Source organism: Streptomyces cupreus (genome assembly GCF_014257025.1).
GTDB lineage: Bacteria > Actinomycetota > Actinomycetes > Streptomycetales > Streptomycetaceae > Streptomyces > Streptomyces cupreus.
On sequence record NZ_JACMSF010000068.1, the window covers coordinates 16,494 to 35,961 of the forward strand.

The window sequence follows — 19,468 nt, forward strand, 5'->3', positions numbered from 1 at the left end:
AGGGAGACCGCCGTGGAACTCGCCCAGGTCCGGCTGCTGGTCAGCGACTTCGCCGCCTGCTACCGCTTCTACGCCGACGTCCTCGGCCTGAAGCCGCAGTCGGGGTCGCCCGAGGGGCCGTACGAGAAGTTCAGCCCGGCCACGGGTTCCGCGGGGATCGCGTTGCAGGACCGGTCGATGATGGCCGAGGTGCTGGGCGAACTCGGCGACACGGCGACCGGTCACCGCTCCCTGGTGGTGCTGCGGGTCGACGACCTGGACGACTACTGCGCGCGGATCACCGAGCGCGGCGCGACGATCGTCCACGGCCCGACGCCCCTGACGGACCGCATGCGCGTGGCCCATCTCAAGGACCCCGAGGGCAACCTGGTGGAACTCCAGGAGTGGCAACTGCTCATCGGCTAGCAGCTCCTGGTCTTCGGATCCGTGGCCGGGAGGAGTCGTACGTCCTCTCTGCGGACCGCGAAGGACTCCTGTACGGGGCCGTTGCGGCGTTCCGGGTCCCACAGCCAGACCCAGTCGGCCGCCGTGCCGAAGGACACTACCGGGTGGTCGGTGGGGGCCGGGCCGTTGTCGACCGGCAGGGGCTTGTCCGGGTCCACCGGGCGTACGCAGACGAAGTGGGCGTAGACGCCGAAGTAGTCCGGCGGGCGGGTGCCCTCGCGGCCGACGTTCTCCGCCGCACGGCCCGCCGCGCTCGCCGCGTTGCGGGTGCCGATGCCGATCGCGGTCAGCGCGAAGACCACGCCGAGGAGGGTGGCCACGACCACGGCGAAGAGCCGGTTGCTGCCGTCCCGGCCCAGATGGAAGTGGCGCAGCCAGCCGATGACGGCCACGAAGAACACCGCGCTGCCCAGGGCGAGTCCCATGGGCTCGGCGGCCGCCGAGTACCGGCCGAGGGTCGAGGTGGGCACCGCGTCCGCGCGGATGTCGAACCGGTCCAGGTACGCGGCGTGCATCTGCCCGCCCAGCCAGCCCACCATCGACCACAGCACCGGCACCGACAGCGGCACCAGCCAGGCCGCGTGCCGGGTGAAGAAGGTGCGGCGCACCGCGAGGACCACCCCGGCGCCGGTGAACAGGCCGAAGGCGCCCAGCAGCATCCCGGTCAGCAGTTGCCTGGGCTCGCTGTCCTGGCCCAGCAGCGCCCCGAGGGCCGCCACTGCCGTGGTGCCCATGACCCCTGCCGCCCACTGGACCGCCGTACCACGTGCCCGGGTCTCCTTCGCCGTGCGGCCCAGCGGCAGCGCCCCCGCCGTGCTGAGCAGCGCGGGCAGCAGCTTCCAGGTGCCCTCGGCCCACACGACGTACATCCCGCAGACGAGCGCGACCAGCAGGCCCGCCACACCCGCCCCCAGCCACACCAGCCGGACCCGGCGCTCGTGCGGGGTCTCGTCGCGCGGCGGGTCGGCGTCCGAGTGGCCCGGCACCCGCAGCGCGTGCGCGGCCGGGTCGAAGGGGCGCCCGCCCAGGGTGCGCGCCGTCAGCTCGGCCTCCGCCTCCTGCCGGGAGTCCGGGCCCGCCGGTACGGTCACCGCCCGCTGCTCGTCCGCCCCGCCCAGCCAGATCCACGGGCGCCCCAGCGTCGGCAGCGCCCGGTGCACGTAGTACGTCGTCCGGGCCGGCCGCTCGTGCTCGACGAGGGCCGCGTCCCGCACCCAGGCGCCCAACTCGGCCTGTCTGACGAGGCGTTCCACCTCCACGGTGGCCGTGCGCAGGGCGCCGAGGCGGGCGCCGTGCAGCCGGACCTCCACGACCAGCGCGGTCCGGTGCGCGACCGCGGGCGCCGCCTCCTCGTCCTCCGCCGGGCGCACCGCCCAGCCCCGCTCCTCGAACAGCGCGGTCACATACGCCACTTCGTCCGGCTGGTCGACCACGTCGACGAGCATCCGCACCCGGCGCCTGCGCGGCGGCGCGGGCGGTCCGGCCGCCGGGTCCGCTGCCGCCTCCGCCTGGGGCGGCGCGTCGTCGGGGGTGCGGGGCCCCGGCAGCAGCCGGGCGGGGCGGGGGTTGCGGATCCGCGGCGGTGTCAACGGTCCTCCGGTACAGCGGCAGTTGGGCGGCACTCGATTGTGACGTGCGGGAGTGCTGAGTGACCGTATGCGCTCTACCGCGGTGGGCCGGACAGTGGCAGGCTGCCCTCCATGGGGGTGTTGAGGCGGATTTGGGTTCGCCCGCGAGGGGCGCGAGGGGCGCGAGTGGCGGGTGCGGCGGGACTGGTCGTGGTCGCCGTCGGCGGGGCCGTCGCGTGCGACGCCGTGGGCATGAGCACCGCGTCCATCGCGTGGACCACCGACCAGACGGTGACCCGGGAGCTGGAGCGCCAGAAGGCGGACGTCCAGTGGCTCACCTGCACCGCCTCCTACGGCGGCGACGGCTCCACTCCCAGCGCGGGCGAGGAGACCGTCGCCGAGGTCGACTGCACCGGCAGGACCAAGGACGGCAAGGACATCACCGTCGACGGCGTCGTCACCCGCGCGATCGACGGCAAGTGCGTGCGCGGTCACCTCACCGCGAAGGTCGGCGGCAAGGTGTGGTTCGAGGTCGACGGGCTCGGCGACTGCGACGGGACCCCCTCCCCGGTCTCCCCGCCCAGCGGCGGGGCGCAGCAGCCCGGGCCCACCGTCACGGTGACCGTCACCAAGACGCTGTGGTGCAAGGAGGATCCGCAGTGCTGGCCCGAGGGCAAGTGAGCCAGTGATCGCAAACCCCTTACCCGAGGTCACGCGACTGCGTAGGGTGATCGGGTGACTCAGCCTGCCGCGTATCTCCGGTACCCGCATCCGCACGGCGAGTTGGTCGCCTTCACCGCCGAGGACGACGTCTGGCTCGCCCCCCTGGACGGCGGCCGGGCCTGGCGGGTCAGCGCCGACAACATGCCGGTCTCCCTGCCGCGCATCTCGCCCGACGGCACCACCGTCGCCTGGACCTCCACCCGCGACGGCGCCCCCGAGGTGCACACCGCCCCCGTGACCGGCGGCCCCTCCACCCGCCTGACGTACTGGGGCGCCCGGACCCGGGTGCGCGGCTGGACCCCCGACGGGCACGTCCTCGTGACCAGCAACCGGGGACAGGCGAGCCGCGACCGCACCTGGGCGCACGCCGTCCCGCTCGACGGCGGACCGGCCACGACCCTGCCGTACGGGATCGTCGGGGATGTCGCCCTCGGGCCGCACACCGTGCTGCTGTCGGCGGTGATGAGCCTGGAGGCGGCGTACTGGAAGCGGTACCGCGGCGGCCGGGCCGGGAAGCTGTGGATCGACCGGGAGGGGCAGGGCGAGTTCGTCCGGCTGCACGAGGAGCTGGACGGGAACATCGAGTACCCCGTCTGGGCCGGTGACCGTATCGCCTTCCTCAGCGACCACGAAGGGGTGGGCGCGCTCTACTCCTCCCTCGCCGACGGCTCCGACCTGCGCCGTCACACGCCCGGTGGGGGCACCTCCCGGTCGAGCGAAGCCGAGACTGGGGGAGGCTTCTACGCCCGTCACGCCGCCGGTGACGGCACCCGGATCGTCTACGCCTCGGCCGGTGAACTCTGGCTGCTCGACGACCTGGACGGCGCCGAACCGCGCCGCCTGGACATCCGGCTCGGCGGCCAGCGCACCGACCGCCGCCCGCACCCGGTCAGCGCCGCCCGCTGGTTCGGCGCCGCCGCCCCCGACCACACCGCGCGCGGCAGCGCCGTTCTGGTGCGCGGCGCCGTCCACTGGGTCACCCACCGCTCAGGACCGGCCCGCGCGCTCGCCGCCGAACCCGGCGTACGGGCCCGCAAGCCGCGCACCTTCCGCGTGGACGGCGAGGAGTGGGTGGTGTGGGTGACCGATGCCGAGGGCGACGACGCGCTGGAGTTCGCCCCAGCGACCGGCCTCGCCCCCGGCGCGACCCCGCGCAGGCTCGCCGCCGGACAACTCGGCCGCGTCCTCGGCCTCGCGGTGGCCCCCGACGGCAGCCGGGCCGCCGTCGCCTCGCACGACGGACGGGTACTCCTCGTCGAACGGGAGACCGGCGAGGTCCGCGAGGTCGACCGCAGCGAGGACGGCGATGTCTCCGGCCTTGTCTTCTCACCGGACTCGGCCTGGCTGGCCTGGTCGCACCCCGGCCCTACCCCGCTGAGCCAACTGCGCATCGCCAACACCACCGACCTGACGGTCACCGAGGCCACGCCCCTGCGCTTCCAGGACTACGCGCCCGCGTTCACCCAGGACGGCAAGCACCTCGCCTTCCTCTCCGCCCGCTCCTTCGACCCGGTCTACGACGAGCACGTCTTCGACCTGGCCTTCGTGGCCGGTTCCCGCCCGTACCTGATCACACTGGCCGCGACCACGCCCTCGCCCTTCGGACCGCAGCGGCACGGCCGCCCCTTCGACGCGCCCGACAAGGACGAGACGCCCGACAGCGAGGGCACCCCGGCCACCCGGATCGACCTCGAAGGCCTCGCCGACCGGATCGTGCCGTTCCCGGTCGAGGCCGCCCGCTACACCGACCTGCGCGCCGCCAAGGACGGCGTGCTCTGGCTGCGCCACCCCGTCACCGGCGAACTCGGCGCCTCCCGGGCCACCCCGGACGACCCCGACCCCAAGAGCGAGCTGGAGCGCTACGACCTCGTCCAGCGGCGCGTGGAGCATCTGGCCGTGGACGCCGACCACTTCGAGGTCAGCGGCGACGGCAAGCGGGTGCTGCTGTGGACCGACGGCCGGCTGAAGGTCGTGCCCAGCGACCGGCGGGCCTCGAACGACGACGACAGCGACTCCAACATCACCGTCGACCTCGCCCGGGTACGGCATCTGATCGACCCGGCCGCCGAGTGGCGGCAGATGTACGAGGAGACCGGCCGCATCATGCGGGACCACTTCTGGCGCTCCGACATGAGCGGCGTGGACTGGGCCGGGGCCCTGGACCGCTACCGCCCGGTGCTGGACCGGGTGGCCACCTACGACGACCTGGTCGATCTCCTCTACGAGGTCCAGGGCGAGCTGGGCACCTCGCACGCCTACGTCATCCCGCGCGGCGGCTCCGGCGGCGCCCGGCAGGGCCTGCTCGGCGCCGACATCTCCCGCCGCCCGGACGGCACTTGGCGCATCGACCGCATCCTCCCCTCGGAGACCTCCGACCCCCAGGCCCGCGCCCCGCTCGCGGCACCCGGAGTGGCGGTACGGGCGGGCGACGCGATCGTCGCCGTCGGCGGAGTGCCGGTCGACCCGGTGACCGGCCCCGGGCCCCTCCTCGTGGGCACGGCGGGCAGGCCCGTCGAACTGACCGTGTCCCCGGCGGGCGGCGGGGAGTTGCGGCACCCGGTCGTGGTCCCGGTGTCCGACGAGGAACCTCTGCGCTACCACGACTGGGTGGCGGGCCGACGGGCCTACGTCCACGAGCGCTCCGGCGGCCGCCTCGGCTACCTCCACGTCCCCGACATGCAGGCGCCGGGCTGGGCCCAGATCCATCGGGACCTGCGCGTCGAGGTGGCCCGCGAGGGCCTCGTCGTCGACGTCCGCGAGAACCGCGGCGGCCACACCTCGCAGCTCGTCGTGGAGAAGCTGGCCCGGCGGATCGTCGGCTGGGTAGTGCCGCGCGGCATGCGGCCGTACGCCTACCCCGAGGACGCCCCGCGCGGCCCGGTCGTGGCCGTCGCCGACGAGTCCTCCGGCTCGGACGGCGACATCGTCAACGCGGCCATCAAGGCCCTCGGCATAGGCCCGGTGGTCGGCACCCGCACCTGGGGCGGCGTGATCGGCATCGACAGCCGCTACCGTCTCGTCGACGGCACGCTCATCACCCAGCCGAAGTACGCGATGTGGCTGGAGGGCCAGGGCTGGGGGGTGGAGAACCACGGGGTGGATCCGGATGTGGAGGTGGTGCAGAGGCCACAGGACCACGCGGCGGGAAGGGACGCCCAGTTGGACGAGGCGATCCGGATAGCGCTGGATGCGCTGGAGAACAGTCCGGCGAAAACTCCGCCGGGTATGCCGACCTGAGCCGACTACGATGCCCCCGTACTGATCACCTGCGTGAGGAGGCACACGCACATGGCTGGAGAACCGCAGGAAGACTGTTTGTTCTGCAAGATCGCCGAGGGTCACGTCCCGGCGACCGTCGTCCGCGAGACCGAGACCACCATGGCGTTCCGGGACATCAACCCCCAGGCGCCCACCCACATCCTCGTGATCCCCAAGGCGCACTACCCGAACGCTGCCGAACTCGCCGCGGCCGCCCCGCAACTCGTCGCCGATATTCTGCAGGAGACCGGAAATGTGGCCTACGACGAGAAGCTTGAGAGCTACCGCGTAGTGTTCAACACAGGCAGCGGCGCAGGCCAGACCGTCTTCCACGCCCACGCCCACGTCCTCGGCGGCCGTGGCATGCAGTGGCCCCCCGGGTAACCAGCCATGTCCGTACGCGAATTCGTGGTCCTGGGGACCGCGAGCCAGGTGCCGACCAGGCACCGCAACCACAACGGCTACCTCCTGCGCTGGGACGGGGAGGGCATCCTCTTCGATCCCGGCGAGGGCACACAGCGCCAGATGCTGCGCGCCGGGGTCGCCGCGCACGACCTGAACCGGATCTGCGTCACCCACTTCCACGGCGACCACTCGCTCGGCCTCGCCGGGGTCATCCAGCGGATCAACCTCGACAAGGTCCCGCACGAGGTGACCGCGCACTACCCGAAGTCGGGCCAGCGCTTCTTCGACCGTCTGCGCTACGCCACCGCGTACCGGGAGACCGTCGAGATCATCCAGGCCCCGGTGAGCGCGGACGGCACCCTCGCCACCACCCCGGGCTACATGCTGGAGGCCCGCAGGCTCTCCCACCCCGTCGAGTCGTACGGCTATCGCCTGATCGAGCCCGACGGCCGCCGCATGCTGCCCGACCGGCTTGCCGCGCACGGCATCAAGGGCCCGGACGTGGGACGGATCCAGCGCGAGGGCGTCCTCGGGGACGTACGTCTCGACGAGGTCAGCGAGGTGCGCCGCGGGCAGCGGTTCGCGTTCGTCATGGACACCCGGGAGTGCGACGGGGTGCACGCGCTCGCCGACGGCTGCGATCTGCTCGTCATCGAGTCGACCTTCCTCGACGAGGACACCGACCTCGCCGTCGAGCACGGCCACCTCACCGCCGGGCAGGCGGCACGCGCGGCGCGGGACGCGGGCGTACGGCATCTGGTGCTGACGCACTTCAGCCAGCGCTACTCCGAGCCCGACGAGTTCGAACGGCAGGCGCGGGCGGCAGGCTTCGAGGGGGAGCTGACGGTGGCGCACGATCTGCTGCGGGTGCCGGTCCCGAAGCGTCGGTGAAACGGGCCGTACGATGCTTTGATGCCCGTCCCGAAAGCAGAACTGCACCTGCACATCGAAGGCACCCTGGAGCCGGAGCCGGCCTTCGAGCTGGCCGCCCGCAACGGCGTCGAGCTGCCGTACGCGGACACCGAAGAGCTCCGCGAGGCGTACCGGTTCGAGGATCTCCAGTCCTTCCTGAACCTGTACTACGAGCTCATGGCGGTGCTGCGCACCGAGCGGGACTTCGAGGACCTGGCGAACGCCTACCTCGCCCGCGCCGCCGCGCAGGGCGTGCGACACGCGGAGATCTTCTTCGATCCGCAGGCCCATCTGGCGCGGGGGCTGTCGATGGGCACGGTCGTCGAGGGGCTCTCCCGCGCGCTGGACCGCAGCGAGGCGAACCATGGCATCTCCACGCAGCTCATCATGTGCTTCCTGCGCGACGAGTCCGCCGAGTCGGCCATGAAGACGCTGGAGGCCGCGAAGCCGTACCTCGACCGGATCGTCGGTATCGGCCTGGACTCCGCCGAGGTCGGGCATCCGCCGGTGAAGTTCCGCGAGGTGTACGAGGCCGCGGCTGCGCTCGGTCTGCGCCGGGTGGCGCACGCCGGTGAGGAGGGGCCGCCGGAGTACATCACCGAGGCCCTGGACGTGCTCGGCGTGGAGCGTGTCGACCATGGGCTGCGGTGCATGGAGTCCCCGGCGCTGGTCGAGCGGCTCGTCCGGGACCGGGTCCCGCTGACGCTGTGCCCGCTGTCCAACGTCCGCCTGCGCACGGTGGACACCCTGGCCGACCACCCCCTGCCCGCGATGCTCGACGCCGGCCTCCTGTGCACGGTCAACTCCGACGACCCGGCCTACTTCGGCGGCTACGCGGGCGACAACTTCGACGCGGTGCGCTCGGCGCTGGGCCTGAGCGAGGAACGGCTGCGGGAGTTGGCCCGCAACTCGTTCGTGGCGAGCTTCTTGGAAGACGACGAGGAGCGACGGGCAAGGTATCTGGCCGAGGTGGAGGCCTACGAGTTCTAGGCAGCTTTGGCGGTGTCGTACGCGGGGACGTCCACCGGGATCTCGACGACGGGCAGGGTCCGCCTGCCCGTCCCCAGGGCGACCGACGTCATGGGGACGGCGATCACCAGCAGTCCCGCCGCCAGCACCGCCCCCATCGTCGGGAACCCCGCCTGCGCCGACAACACGCTGCCCGTCAGCGGCCCCGCAGCCGTGCCCAAAGACGACGCGGAGCCGACCAGAACCGCCCACCGACCACGGCTGTCCAAAGACGCGGCGAGACCGATGACGTACGACAACACGATCGGGTAGAGCGCGTTCCAGGCGATCTCGCCCGTCGCGAAGGTCGTCAGGTCCCGTGCCGAGGCGCTCAAGGCGATGCAGGCCGCGATGACGGCCGTTCCGGCGCCGATGGGCAGCGCGAGTCCGAGCCGTGGCCCGAGAGCACTCGCGGCGACCACACCGAGCAACCCCGCGCCGAGCGCCACGGCGAAGACCGCGCCGACCGTGACCTCGCTCAGGTGCGCCTGCGTCAGACCGATCCGGCCGCTGACGCCCCACAGGGAGTTCTGGGCGAGAGACCAGCACATCAGGGCGGCGGCGAGGACGAGTCCTGAGCGGAGGTGGGGGAGCGGGGCCTTGTGCTGGACGGAGCGCTTGATGACGGTGCCGGTCAGCCGGGACGTCAGCGGCCACACCGCCAGCGCCGTCAGCGCGATGGCGGCGAGCGGGAGCCCGTGGCCGGGGCCGAGGTGCGGGACCGTCAGATAGACGGCGCCCGCGAGGGCGGAGACGCCGAGCAGGCCGTACGTGGTGACACGGTGCGGGTCGGGGCGGCCGGCGATCCCGGTGGCGGCGACCGCCGTCGCCGTACCGGAGCCGAATCCGCCGACCATGGCGCCCGCGACGACGGCCGGGACCCAGTGGGTCAGCGCGGCCCCGCCGTAGCCGAGGACGGCGAGCGTGAGGCCGAGGCGGGCGAGCGGGCGCGGGCCGATCCGGTCGACGCGCGAGGCGAGCAGGAACCCCGCCGACGCCGAACTCAGCAGCAGCGCACTGCCGATGGCGCCCGCCTGGGTGGCGCTGAGGGGGAGCCCCGAGTCGAGGCGGCCGACGGTGGTCGGGAGGAGGTACGGGGCGAGATACCCGGCCGTGAAAAGGGCGACGAGGGGCCAGGGCAGGGTGGTGCGGGCGGACACGGGCGTTCCCAGGGCATGCGAAAGAAGCGGCTCAGAAAGGGGGATGGGGCGACGACCGTCGATGGACAGGAACGCGCGGGCAATTTGTATCAAGCCGGGGGAGGTGTGAAGAAGGGGAACTGGCGTGATCCGAGGCACATTCTGTTTGGCCTCGGTGTGTCCGGGTAAACGATCGCCTTCATTGACGGCCGGTTGTTCGCGTATCTAACCTCCATCTACATACATGGATCCGTCTACATAGGGGGATGGATGACGGCGGCCCTCGACACCGATCTGGCCGACCGGAAAGCCCTGCTCACCACCCGCCTCGACCTCTTAGGAGCCGCACTGTGAACCTCGCCGTCACGGACGTCCGGCTGACCCCGATCCTCATCGCCGACCCGCCCCTGCTCAACACACAGGGCGTCCACCAGCCCTACACACCCCGGCTGATCGTGGAGGTCGTGACCGCCGACGGGATCACGGGAGTCGGGGAGACGTACGGCGACACCAGGTACCTGGAGCTGGCCCGGCCCTTCGCCGAGAAGCTCATCGGCCGTCAAGTCGGCGATCTCAACGGACTGTTCACCATCGCCGAGGAAATCGCCGTCGACCGCTCCCGGGTCTCCGGGCAGGTCGACGTAGGCGGCCTTCGCGGCGTCCAGACCGCCGACAAGCTGCGGCTCTCCGTGGTCTCCGGCTTCGAGGTGGCGTGTCTGGACGCGCTCGGCAAGGCGCTCGGGCAGCCGGTGCACGCGTTGCTCGGCGGCAAGATGCGCGACGCCGTCGAGTACAGCGCGTACCTGTTCTACAAATGGGCCGACCACCCGGCGGGCGTCGCCGCCGAGAAGGACGACTGGGGTGCCGCCGTCGACCCGGCGGGGGTCGTCGAGCAGGCGCGGAAGTTCAAGGAGCGGTACGGGTTCACCTCGTTCAAGCTCAAGGGCGGGGTGTTTCCGCCGGAGGAGGAGATCGCGGCCGTACGGGCGCTCGCGGAGGCCTTTCCCGGGCATCCGCTGCGGCTCGATCCCAACGGTGCCTGGTCGGTGGAGACCTCGCTGAAGGTGGCGAAGGAGCTGGGCGACGTCCTGGAGTACCTGGAGGACCCCGCGCTCGGCACGCCGGCCATGGCCGAGGTGTCCGCAGGGACCGACGTGCCGCTCGCCACCAACATGTGCGTGACGACGTTCGCCGAGATCAAGGAGGCGTTCGTCCGGGACGCCGTGCAGGTCGTGCTCTCCGACCACCACTACTGGGGCGGGCTGCGCAACACCCAGCACCTCGCCGCGATCTGCCGCACCTTCGGCGTCGGGGTGTCCATGCACTCCAACACCCACCTGGGCATCTCCCTGGCCGCGATGACCCACGTGGCGTCCACCGTCCCGAACCTCCAGCACGCCTGCGACTCCCACTACCCCTGGCAGTCGGAGGACGTGCTCACCGAGCGGCTGACCTTCGACGGCGGCAAGGTCACCGTCTCCGACGCCCCCGGCCTCGGTGTCGAACTCGACCGGGACCGGCTGCGGTTCCTGCACCGGCGGTGGCTGGACGACGACGGCGGCCTGCGCGAACGGGACGACGCGGCGGCCATGCGCGTGGCCGAACCGAGGTGGGTCACACCGAGCGTGCCCCGCTGGTAACCGGACCGTGCCGCCCGGGGTGGTACGTCCCGGACCTGGGGTGGTCTGACGCGGCGGGCGGTCCGGGTGTGACCGGCGGCGTGTTGTCGGTGGTGTGGTGCACACTGGCCTGATCCGCACCACGTCAGGGAGCGCACCGTGATCGCGTCCGCCGCGTCCACCGGAAAGGGACCCGCTTCGGGGCAGCACTGTCCGGCCCAGGTCGACCCCCTGGCCGCGCTCCGCACACCGGCCGACCCGCCCTGGGACGTGTATCTCACGGGCACCGTCTTCCTCGACATCATCTTCACCGGGCTCGACTCCGCCCCGGTGCGCGGGACCGAGTCCTGGGCGCGCGGCATGGGGTCGAGCCCCGGCGGCGTCGCCAACATGGCGACCGCCCTGGCCCGCCTCGGCCTGAAGACCTCGCTGGCCGCCGCCTTCGGCGACGACCACTACGGCGAGTACTGCTGGGACGCCCTGGAGCAGGGCGAGGGCATCGACCTCACCACCTCGCGCAGCGTCCCCGGCTGGCACTCCCCGGTGACCGTCTCCATGGCCTACGAGGGCGAGCGCACGATGGTCTCCCACGGCCACGAGCCGCCCCCGGAGGAACCGGCCCCCGACTGCCCCCCACGCGCGCGTGCCGCCGTAGCCTCCCTGGAGCCCGGCAAGCAGGCGCCCTGGATCGCCCAGGCCGCCGCGAAGGGCGCCCGGATCTTCGCCGACGTCGGCTGGGACGAGACCGGCGCCTGGGACCTGGCCGGGCTCGCCGACCTCCAGCACTGCGAGGCCTTCCTGCCCAACGCCGAGGAGGCCATGCGCTACACCGGCGCCACCTGCCCGCGCGCCGCCGCCCACGCCCTCACCGCGCACGTCTCGCTCGCCGTGGTCACCCTCGGTGCCGAGGGCGCCTACGCCGTGGACGGGCGGACCGGGGAGACCGCCGAGGTGCCGGCCATCGCCGTGGAGGCCCTCGACCCCACCGGCGCCGGGGACGTCTTCGTCGCCGGCTTCGTCACCGGCACCCTCGCCGAGTGGCCGCTCGCCGACCGCCTCGCCTTCGCGGGCCTGACCGCCGCCCTCTCCGTCCAGGAGTTCGGCGGCTCCCTCTCCGCCCCCGGCTGGGCCGAGATCGGCGCCTGGTGGCGCAGGATCCAGTCCTACGACGATCAGGACCCGGCGGCACTGCGCCGGTACGCCTTCCTCGCCGACCTGGTCCCCACGGAACTGGCCCGCCCCTGGCCACTGCGCCGGGCGGTCCCGACGATCGGCTTCGGGCGGTCGGCCTGATCCTTGGGACCGAAGTGCCGGGTCGAAAAGGCCTACGGGCTTGTCAGTCGTGCGGCGTACCCTGGAAATCGCCAGGCCGCCCCTGTGGCGGACGCACCGTATCGAGGAGGACGAGCAAGGCCTACAGAGCCGGCCCATGACTCAGACACCCACAGCTCACACACCCGCGCAGGGGCAGGCGAGAGCACAGTTCACCGTCCCCGCCCAGCACCCCATGGTGACCGTGCTGGGGTCCGGCGACTCCCTCCTGCGTGTGATCGAGAAGGCCTTCCCGGCGGTCGACATCCATGTCCGGGGCAATGAGATCAGCGCGGTCGGCGACGCCGCTGAAGTCGCCCTTGTCCAGCGCCTGTTCGACGAGATGATGCTGGTGCTCCGCACCGGACAGCCGATGACGGAGGACGCAGTGGAACGCTCGATCGCCATGCTCCGGGCGAGCGAGAACGGCGAGGGGGCCCCCGAGACCCCGGCCGAGGTGCTCACCCAGAACATCCTCTCCTCGCGCGGACGCACCATCCGCCCGAAGACCCTCAACCAGAAGCGGTACGTCGACGCGATCGACAAGCACACAGTCGTCTTCGGCATCGGCCCCGCCGGTACCGGCAAGACCTACCTCGCCATGGCCAAGGCGGTGCAGGCCCTGCAGTCCAAGCAGGTCAACCGCATCATCCTGACCCGCCCCGCGGTCGAGGCGGGCGAGCGCCTCGGCTTCCTGCCGGGCACCCTGTACGAGAAGATCGACCCCTACCTGCGCCCGCTGTACGACGCGCTGCACGACATGCTGGACCCCGACTCCATCCCGAGGCTCATGGCCGCCGGGACCATCGAGGTCGCGCCGCTGGCATATATGAGGGGCAGGACCCTTAATGACGCCTTCATCATCCTGGACGAGGCCCAGAACACCAGCCCCGAGCAGATGAAGATGTTCCTCACCCGTCTCGGCTTCGACTCGAAGATCGTCATCACCGGTGACGTGACCCAGGTCGACCTCCCCAATGGCACCAAGTCGGGTCTGCGGCAGGTCCAGGAGATCCTGGAGGGCCTCGACGACGTCCACTTCTCGCGCCTCACGTCCCACGATGTCGTACGGCACAAGCTGGTCGGCCGTATCGTCGACGCGTACGAGAAGTACGACAGCCACCACGGCACGGAGAACGGCACCCACAAGGGCGGCCGTAACAAGCGGAAGTAGACAGACCAGCACCATGTCGATCGACGTCAACAACGAGTCCGGAACCGAGGTCGACGAGCAGGCGATCCTCGACATCGCCCGCTACGCGCTCGCACGGATGCGCATCCACCCGCTCTCCGAGCTCTCGGTGATCGTCGTGGACGCCGACGCCATGGAGCAGCTGCACATCCAGTGGATGGACCTGCCGGGCCCTACGGATGTCATGTCCTTTCCGATGGACGAGCTCCGGCCGCCGTCCAAGGACGACGACGAGCCGCCGCAGGGCCTGCTCGGCGACATCGTGCTCTGTCCCGAGGTCGCCAAGAGGCAGGGTGAGGAAGCGCCGACACAGCACTCCATGGACGAGGAGCTCCAGTTGCTCACCGTCCATGGCGTGCTGCATCTGCTCGGCTACGACCACGAGGAACCCGATGAGAAGGCCGAGATGTTCGGACTTCAGGCGGCCATCGTGGACGGCTGGCGCGCGGAGAAGGGCCTGACCGGCCCCTCCCCGGCTCCGACCGTCTCATGAGTCCGCAACTCGTCCTGGGCGCGATCGCGCTGGTCGTGGTCGCCTGGCTCGCCGCCTGCGCGGAGGCGGGCCTGGCGCGCGTCTCCAGCTTCCGCGCCGAGGAGGCCGTACGGTCGGGGCGGCGCGGCAGCGCGAAGCTCGCGCAGATCGCCGCCGACCCGACGCGCTATCTGAACGTGGCGCTGCTGGTCCGCGTGGCCTGCGAGATGGCCGCCGCCGCACTCGTCACCTACGCCTGCCTCCAGGAGTTCGACAGCACCACCGAGGCGCTCCTGGTCGCGATAGCGGTCATGGTCCTGGTGTCGTACGTCGCCGTCGGCGTCTCCCCCCGGACCATCGGCCGCCAGCACCCGCTGAACACCGCGACGGCGGCGGCGTACGTGCTGCTGCCGCTCGCCCGGATCATGGGCCCGATCCCGCCCCTGCTGATCCTCATCGGCAATGCCCTCACCCCCGGCAAGGGCTTCCGCCGTGGCCCCTTCGCCTCCGAGGCCGAGCTGCGCGCGCTGGTCGACCTCGCCGAGAAGGAGTCCCTGATCGAGGACGAGGAGCGCCGGATGGTGCACTCCGTCTTCGAGCTCGGCGACACCCTGGTGCGCGAGGTCATGGTGCCGCGCACGGACCTGATCGTCATCGAGCGCTACAAGACCATCCGCCAGGCCCTGACCCTGGCGCTGAGGTCCGGCTTCTCGCGCATCCCGGTCACCGGTGAGAGCGAGGACGACATCGTCGGGATCGTCTATCTGAAGGACCTCGCCCGCAAGACGCACATCAGCCGGGACGCGGAGAGCGAGCTGGTGTCGACCACCATGCGGCCCGCCGCCTTCGTGCCCGACACCAAGAACGCCGGCGATCTGCTGCGCGAGATGCAGCAGGACCGCAACCACGTCGCCGTCGTCATCGACGAGTACGGCGGCACCGCGGGCATCGTCACCATCGAGGACATCCTCGAAGAGATCGTCGGCGAGATCACCGACGAGTACGACCGTGAACTCCCGCCGGTCGAGGAGCTGGGCGAGGACCGTTACCGCGTCACCGCCCGCCTGGACATCACCGACCTCGGCGAGCTGTACGGCCTCGACGAGTACGACGACGAGGACGTGGAGACCGTCGGCGGACTGCTCGCCAAGGCGCTGGGCCGCGTCCCGATCGCCGGTGCCTCGGCCGTCGTGGAGCTGCCCGACGAGCGGGAGCTGCGTCTGACGGCGGAGGCCGCGGCGGGCCGCCGGAACAAGATCGTGACCGTGCTGGTGGAGCCGGTGGGCTCCGCGAAGGAAGGGCCGGAGGACGAGTGACCCCCCAGGAGCTGCGCGCGTTCTGTCTGTCCTTCAACGCCGCCGAGGAGGACTTCCCCTTCGCCCCGGAGATCTCGGTCTTCAAGGTGCTGGGCAAGATGTTCGCCCTGAGCTGGATCGAGGCGAGCCCGCTGAAGGTCAACCTCAAGTGCGACCCGGAGGACGCGGTCCGGCTGCGCGCCGAGCACCCGGGTCTGATCGCCCCCGGCTATCACATGAACAAGCGCCACTGGAACACCGTCACGCTCGACGGCGACCTCCCCGACCGACTGGTCCGCGAACTCATCGAGGACTCCTACGACCTCGTCGTCGCCGGCCTGCCGCGCTCCGAACGCCTCCGCCTGGACCGGCCCTGACGGCCACTTCGTATGCTCGGGGCATGACCGAGAGCAACGCGCTTGACCCCGAGGACCGCAAGATCGTCACCCTGGCCCGTTCCGCGCGGGCCCGCAACGGCGTGCCCGAGGGTGCCGCCGTACGCGACGAGACGGGACGCACGTATGTCGCAGGGACCGTGGAGCTGGACTCGCTGAAGCTGAGCGCGCTCAGGACGGCGGTGGCGATGGCCGTGGCGTCCGGGGCGAAGTCGCTGGAGGCGGCGGCCGTGGTGACTGAGGCGGAGAGCGCGGCGGCCGAGGATCTCGCGGCCGTACGGGATCTGGGCGGAGCCGGGACTCCGGTGCTGCTCGCCGGGCCCGACGGTGCCGTGCGACGGAGCGTCCCCGCGGAGTAGTCCGGAATTCATCCTTGCCGGGCTTCGCCTCTCGCGCATCAATGGAACCGTAAGTTCCGACGGACCGTCAGATTCGGCCCTCCCGCAGTGTGTCCGCACCCACCTGCCGAGGACGGGCCGTCGGTCCCCCCACACCCGAAGGGATCCGGAACCCCATGAGAGGCACACGCTCAGGTACCGGTGCGGCACTCGCGGCCGGCACGCTCGCCCTGACCGGACTCGTCCTCGCGCCCACCGCCGCGGCCGTCGCCCCCACGTCGGCCACGATCGACGCCGACTGCGGCAGCTTCGGCGGCGGCGCGGCCACGCTCACGGCCACCCAGGACGGCACGGCCGCCACCATCACCGTCAACTCCTCCGCGATCACCGCGCCGATCGGACTCGGCGAGGACTCCATCGCCTCGACCCTCACCCTGGTGAAGGCGGGCGGCGGCACCACCGTCTTCACGGCCACCGAGAACCCGGCGATGGACGCCGGTGACCCGGTCCAGGTCGGCCCGCTGCCCGGCACCGTGGCCTCCGGCGACAGTCTGGAGGCCTACGGCGGCTCGCTGACGATGACCGTCTTCGGCATCACCATCACCTGCACGGCGACCGGGCCGCAGTCGCCGGGCCCGTTCGTCTTCGACTGACAGCGCTCGGGCGAGCGTGGCTCCTAGAGCGCGTCGGGGCCGCGCTCGCCCGTCCGGACCCGTACGACGGTCTCGACGGGCAGCGCCCACACCTTGCCGTCGCCGATCTTGCCGGTCTGCGCGGCCTTCACGATCGCGTCGATCACGGCGTCGCAGTCGGCGTCCTCCACGACCACCTCGATCCGGACCTTGGGCACCAGGTCGACCTGGTACTCGGCGCCGCGGTACACCTCGGTGTGGCCGCGCTGCCGGCCGTAGCCGCTGGCCTCGGTCACGGTCAGACCGTGCACACCGACCTCCTGGAGCGCCGACTTCACCTCGTCGAGGCGGTAGGGCTTGACGATCGCGGTGATGAGCTTCATGCCTGGCTCTTGACCTTCTGGGCGGAGGGGACGACGGAGGAGCTGACCGGGGCGCCGTGGCCCAGGACGCCGTGATCGTATGCGGTCTCGGCGTGCACCGTAAGGTCCAGGCCGGTGTGCTCCTGCTCCTCGCTCGCGCGCAAGCCGAGCGTCTTGTCGAGGAGCTTGGCGATGCCGTAGGTGACGGCGAAGGCGTACGCCCCGACGGCGACCACGGCCACCAGCTGCTTGCCGAGCTGCGCGAGTCCGCCGCCGTAGAGGAGGCCCTCGGCGCCGCCGGTCATCTCCGCGGCGGCGAAGACGCCGATCAGGACGGTGCCGATGATGCCGCCGACCAGGTGGACGCCGACGACGTCCAGGGAGTCGTCGTAGTTCAGCTTGAACTTCCAGCCCACGGCGTAGGAGCAGACGACGCCGGCCGTCAGGCCGATGACCAGGGCGCCGAGCAGGGAGACCGAGCCGCAGGACGGGGTGATGGCGACCAGGCCCGCGACCGCGCCGGACGCGGCGCCCAGGGTGGTCGGGTGGCCGTCGCGCTTCTGCTCCACGAAGAGCCAGCCCAGCAGGCCGGTGCAGCCGGCGGCGAGGGTGTTGAGGAAGGCCGCGGCGGCGAGGCCGTTCGCGCCGAGCGCGGAACCGGCGTTGAAGCCGAACCAGCCGAACCAGAGCAGACCGGCGCCGAGCATCACCATGGGCAGGTTGTGCGGGCGCATCGCGTCCTTCTTGAAGCCCAGACGCGGGCCGAGGACCAGACAGAGCGCGAGGCCCGAGGCGCCGGAGGTGATCTCGACCGGGAGACCGCCCGCGAAGTCCAGGGCGCCGAGCCTGTCGAGGATCCAGCCACCGGGGCCCCAGGTCCAGTGCGCGACCGGAACGTATACGAGCAGCGCCCACACCGGGACGAAGACCAGCCATGCGCCGAACTTCGCGCGGTCCGCGATGGCGCCGCTGATCAGGGCCGCCGTGATGATCGCGAAGGTGAGCTGGAAGGTGGCGAACAGGAGGGTGGGGACCGTGCCCTGGACGCTGTCCGGGCCGATGCCCGCCATGCCGAGGTGGTCGAGGCCGCCGATCAGCCCCGCGGCGGCGTCCTCGCCGAAGGCGAGGGAGTATCCGGCGGCCAGCCACACCACCGTGACCAGGGCGATCGACACGAAGCTCATCATCAGCATGTTGAGGACGCTCTTCGTGCGGACCATGCCGCCGTAGAACAGGGCCAGGCCCGGGGTCATCAGCAGGACGAGGGCGGTGGCGGCGAGCAGCCAGGCGGTGTCGCCGGTGTCGATGCCTTGCGCGGCGAGGGTCACGGTCGTCACGTGTCGTCTCCAACGGGGTGGGGGCTCGTCAGAGATTCACCGGTGTGCGTTTCCGGATGTGTACCGCCGTGTTTCGGGGGCGTTTCATTGCGTGGGGGTTTCCGGAAGCTCACCTGTGGGGGCCGGGGTGGACGCCTGTGCGGCGGGGCTCTGTGGATCAGGGAGAATGGGCGGCATGAGCGTTCGTACCCAGTCTTCCGAAGAGCCGGCCGAGGCCCGCCACAGGGCCGGCTTCGCCTGCTTCGTCGGCCGCCCCAACGCGGGCAAGTCCACCCTCACGAACGCTCTGGTCGGGCAGAAGGTGGCGATCACCGCCAACCAGCCGCAGACGACCCGGCACACGGTACGAGGGATCGTGCACCGCCCGGACGCGCAGCTGATCCTGGTGGACACCCCCGGCCTGCACAAGCCGCGCACGCTGCTCGGCGAGCGGCTGAACGACGTCGTACGGACCACCTGGGCCGAGGTCGACGTGATCGGCTTCTGTCTGCCGGCGAACGAGAAGATCGGTCCCGGTGACCGCTTCATCGCCAAGGAGCTGGCGGGGATCAAGAAGTCCCCGAAGGTCGCCATCGTCACGAAGACGGACCTGGTCGACTCCAAGACCCTCGCCGAGCAGCTGATCGCGATCGACCAGCTCGGCAAGGAGCTGGGCATGGAGTGGGCGCAGATCGTCCCGGTGTCGGCGACCGCGAACAAGCAGGTCGACCTGCTGGCGGACCTGCTGATCCCGCTGCTGCCCGAGGGCCCGGCGCTCTACCCCGAGGGTGACCTCACCGACGAGCCCGAGCAGGTCATGATCGCGGAACTGATCCGTGAGGCCGCGCTGGAGGGCGTCCGCGACGAGCTGCCGCACTCCATCGCCGTGGTGGTGGAGGAGATGCTCCCCCGCGAGGACCGCCCCGCCGACAAGCCGCTCCTCGACATCCACGCCTTCGTCTACATCGAGCGCCCCAGCCAGAAGGGCATCATCATCGGCCCCAAGGGCAAGCGCCTGAAGGAGGTCGGCATCAAGTCCCGCAAGCAGATCGAGGCACTGCTGGGCACGCCGGTCTTCT

General features: G+C 71.5%; 20 protein-coding genes. 16 read left to right on the plus strand and 4 right to left on the minus strand.

From position 1 onward, the window contains the following. Positions 1-12 precede the first annotated feature (12 nt). On the plus strand, positions 13-405 hold the full coding sequence (locus H4N64_RS37665; RefSeq protein WP_186287106.1) for a VOC family protein: 393 nt from the start codon (positions 13-15) through the stop codon (positions 403-405). Here H4N64_RS37665 and H4N64_RS37670 read toward each other — a convergent pair. Further along, positions 402-2,033, minus strand: a complete 1,632-nt coding sequence (locus H4N64_RS37670; RefSeq protein WP_186287107.1) for a hypothetical protein — start codon at positions 2,031-2,033, stop codon at positions 402-404. The two genes, H4N64_RS37665 and H4N64_RS37670, sit on opposite strands and share 4 nt — an antisense overlap. Before the next feature lie 111 nt (positions 2,034-2,144). On the opposite strand from H4N64_RS37670, the gene H4N64_RS37675 reads away from it, so the two are divergent. The 5 genes from H4N64_RS37675 to H4N64_RS37695 are packed head-to-tail and all read left to right on the plus strand — an operon-like array spanning position 2,145 to position 8,300. Then, entirely contained in the window at positions 2,145-2,693 is a 549-nt protein-coding gene (locus H4N64_RS37675; RefSeq protein ID WP_186287108.1) for a hypothetical protein, read from the plus strand. A 54-nt stretch (positions 2,694-2,747) separates the two neighbouring features. Beyond that, on the plus strand, positions 2,748-5,972 hold the full coding sequence (locus H4N64_RS37680; RefSeq protein WP_186287109.1) for a S41 family peptidase: 3,225 nt from the start codon (positions 2,748-2,750) through the stop codon (positions 5,970-5,972). 51 nt (positions 5,973-6,023) lie between these two features. Next, positions 6,024-6,377 carry a histidine triad nucleotide-binding protein gene (locus tag H4N64_RS37685; RefSeq protein WP_186287110.1) on the plus strand — a complete coding sequence of 118 codons (354 nt, stop codon included), beginning with the start codon at positions 6,024-6,026 and terminating at the stop codon, positions 6,375-6,377. A gap of 6 nt (positions 6,378-6,383) precedes the next feature. Further along, positions 6,384-7,289 carry a ribonuclease Z gene (locus tag H4N64_RS37690; RefSeq protein ID WP_186287111.1) on the plus strand — a complete coding sequence of 302 codons (906 nt, stop codon included), beginning with the start codon at positions 6,384-6,386 and terminating at the stop codon, positions 7,287-7,289. A gap of 21 nt (positions 7,290-7,310) precedes the next feature. Then, a complete protein-coding gene (locus H4N64_RS37695; protein WP_186287112.1) occupies positions 7,311-8,300 on the plus strand; it encodes an adenosine deaminase in 990 nt (329 codons plus the stop codon). Here H4N64_RS37695 and H4N64_RS37700 read toward each other — a convergent pair. Beyond that, a complete protein-coding gene (locus H4N64_RS37700; protein WP_186287113.1) occupies positions 8,297-9,478 on the minus strand; it encodes an MFS transporter in 1,182 nt (393 codons plus the stop codon). The two genes, H4N64_RS37695 and H4N64_RS37700, sit on opposite strands and share 4 nt — an antisense overlap. Before the next feature lie 192 nt (positions 9,479-9,670). On the opposite strand from H4N64_RS37700, the gene H4N64_RS45915 reads away from it, so the two are divergent. The 9 genes from H4N64_RS45915 (at position 9,671) to H4N64_RS37745 (ending at position 16,732) form a co-directional block, all read left to right on the plus strand. Beyond that, positions 9,671-9,811, plus strand: coding sequence for a hypothetical protein (locus H4N64_RS45915; protein WP_186287114.1), 141 nt, complete (start codon positions 9,671-9,673; stop codon positions 9,809-9,811). Beyond that, complete coding sequence (locus tag H4N64_RS37710) at positions 9,808-11,097, plus strand: enolase C-terminal domain-like protein (protein WP_186287115.1); 1,290 nt, start codon at positions 9,808-9,810, stop codon at positions 11,095-11,097. The genes H4N64_RS45915 and H4N64_RS37710 overlap by 4 nt, the downstream gene beginning before the upstream one ends. Positions 11,098-11,235: 138 nt before the next feature. After that, positions 11,236-12,369, plus strand: coding sequence for a PfkB family carbohydrate kinase (locus H4N64_RS37715; protein ID WP_186287116.1), 1,134 nt, complete (start codon positions 11,236-11,238; stop codon positions 12,367-12,369). 136 nt (positions 12,370-12,505) lie between these two features. Next, positions 12,506-13,561 (plus strand): PhoH family protein, encoded by a 1,056-nt coding sequence (locus H4N64_RS37720; RefSeq protein ID WP_186287117.1) that lies wholly within the window; start codon positions 12,506-12,508, stop codon positions 13,559-13,561. A 13-nt stretch (positions 13,562-13,574) separates the two neighbouring features. Further along, entirely contained in the window at positions 13,575-14,072 is a 498-nt protein-coding gene (ybeY, locus tag H4N64_RS37725; protein WP_186287118.1) for an rRNA maturation RNase YbeY, read from the plus strand. Continuing rightward, complete coding sequence (locus H4N64_RS37730; RefSeq protein WP_186287119.1) at positions 14,069-15,367, plus strand: hemolysin family protein; 1,299 nt, start codon at positions 14,069-14,071, stop codon at positions 15,365-15,367. Before ybeY ends, H4N64_RS37730 begins: the two co-directional genes overlap by 4 nt. Further along, a complete protein-coding gene (locus H4N64_RS37735; RefSeq protein WP_186287120.1) occupies positions 15,364-15,723 on the plus strand; it encodes an MmcQ/YjbR family DNA-binding protein in 360 nt (119 codons plus the stop codon). Before H4N64_RS37730 ends, H4N64_RS37735 begins: the two co-directional genes overlap by 4 nt. Positions 15,724-15,746: 23 nt before the next feature. Then, positions 15,747-16,100, plus strand: a complete 354-nt coding sequence (locus H4N64_RS37740) for a cytidine/deoxycytidylate deaminase family protein (protein WP_186287121.1) — start codon at positions 15,747-15,749, stop codon at positions 16,098-16,100. Between the two features lie 155 nt (positions 16,101-16,255). Next, on the plus strand, positions 16,256-16,732 hold the full coding sequence (locus H4N64_RS37745) for a hypothetical protein (RefSeq protein ID WP_186287122.1): 477 nt from the start codon (positions 16,256-16,258) through the stop codon (positions 16,730-16,732). A gap of 23 nt (positions 16,733-16,755) precedes the next feature. Here H4N64_RS37745 and H4N64_RS37750 read toward each other — a convergent pair whose 3' ends face one another. Beyond that, positions 16,756-17,094 (minus strand): P-II family nitrogen regulator, encoded by a 339-nt coding sequence (locus tag H4N64_RS37750; protein WP_186287123.1) that lies wholly within the window; start codon positions 17,092-17,094, stop codon positions 16,756-16,758. Beyond that, the gene (locus H4N64_RS37755; RefSeq protein ID WP_186287125.1) at positions 17,091-18,401 is read right to left on the minus strand and encodes an ammonium transporter; all 1,311 of its coding nucleotides are present in this window, start codon (positions 18,399-18,401) and stop codon (positions 17,091-17,093) included. Before H4N64_RS37755 ends, H4N64_RS37750 begins: the two co-directional genes overlap by 4 nt. 184 nt (positions 18,402-18,585) lie before the next feature. Between H4N64_RS37755 and era the strand changes: the two genes are divergently transcribed. Further along, positions 18,586-19,468 (plus strand): GTPase Era (era, locus tag H4N64_RS37760; RefSeq protein WP_186287124.1); only part of this gene is annotated, 883 nt, incomplete at its 3' end.

What these genes read in the sequence shown, in the direction of transcription:
- H4N64_RS37675 (WP_186287108.1), top strand. Translation starts at nt 2,145, where the DNA reads ATGGGGGTGTTGAGGCGGATTTGGGTTCGCCCGCGAGGGGCGCGAGGG.
- H4N64_RS37685 (WP_186287110.1), top strand. Translation starts at nt 6,024, where the DNA reads ATGGCTGGAGAACCGCAGGAAGACTGTTTGTTCTGCAAGATCGCCGAG.
- H4N64_RS37690 (WP_186287111.1), top strand. Translation starts at nt 6,384, where the DNA reads ATGTCCGTACGCGAATTCGTGGTCCTGGGGACCGCGAGCCAGGTGCCG.
- H4N64_RS37695 (WP_186287112.1), top strand. Translation starts at nt 7,311, where the DNA reads ATGCCCGTCCCGAAAGCAGAACTGCACCTGCACATCGAAGGCACCCTG.
- H4N64_RS37720 (WP_186287117.1), top strand. Translation starts at nt 12,506, where the DNA reads ATGACTCAGACACCCACAGCTCACACACCCGCGCAGGGGCAGGCGAGA.
- ybeY (WP_186287118.1), top strand. Translation starts at nt 13,575, where the DNA reads ATGTCGATCGACGTCAACAACGAGTCCGGAACCGAGGTCGACGAGCAG.
- H4N64_RS37730 (WP_186287119.1), top strand. Translation starts at nt 14,069, where the DNA reads ATGAGTCCGCAACTCGTCCTGGGCGCGATCGCGCTGGTCGTGGTCGCC.
- H4N64_RS37740 (WP_186287121.1), top strand. Translation starts at nt 15,747, where the DNA reads ATGACCGAGAGCAACGCGCTTGACCCCGAGGACCGCAAGATCGTCACC.
- H4N64_RS37745 (WP_186287122.1), top strand. Translation starts at nt 16,256, where the DNA reads ATGAGAGGCACACGCTCAGGTACCGGTGCGGCACTCGCGGCCGGCACG.
- H4N64_RS37750 (WP_186287123.1), bottom strand. Translation starts at nt 17,094, where the DNA reads ATGAAGCTCATCACCGCGATCGTCAAGCCCTACCGCCTCGACGAGGTG.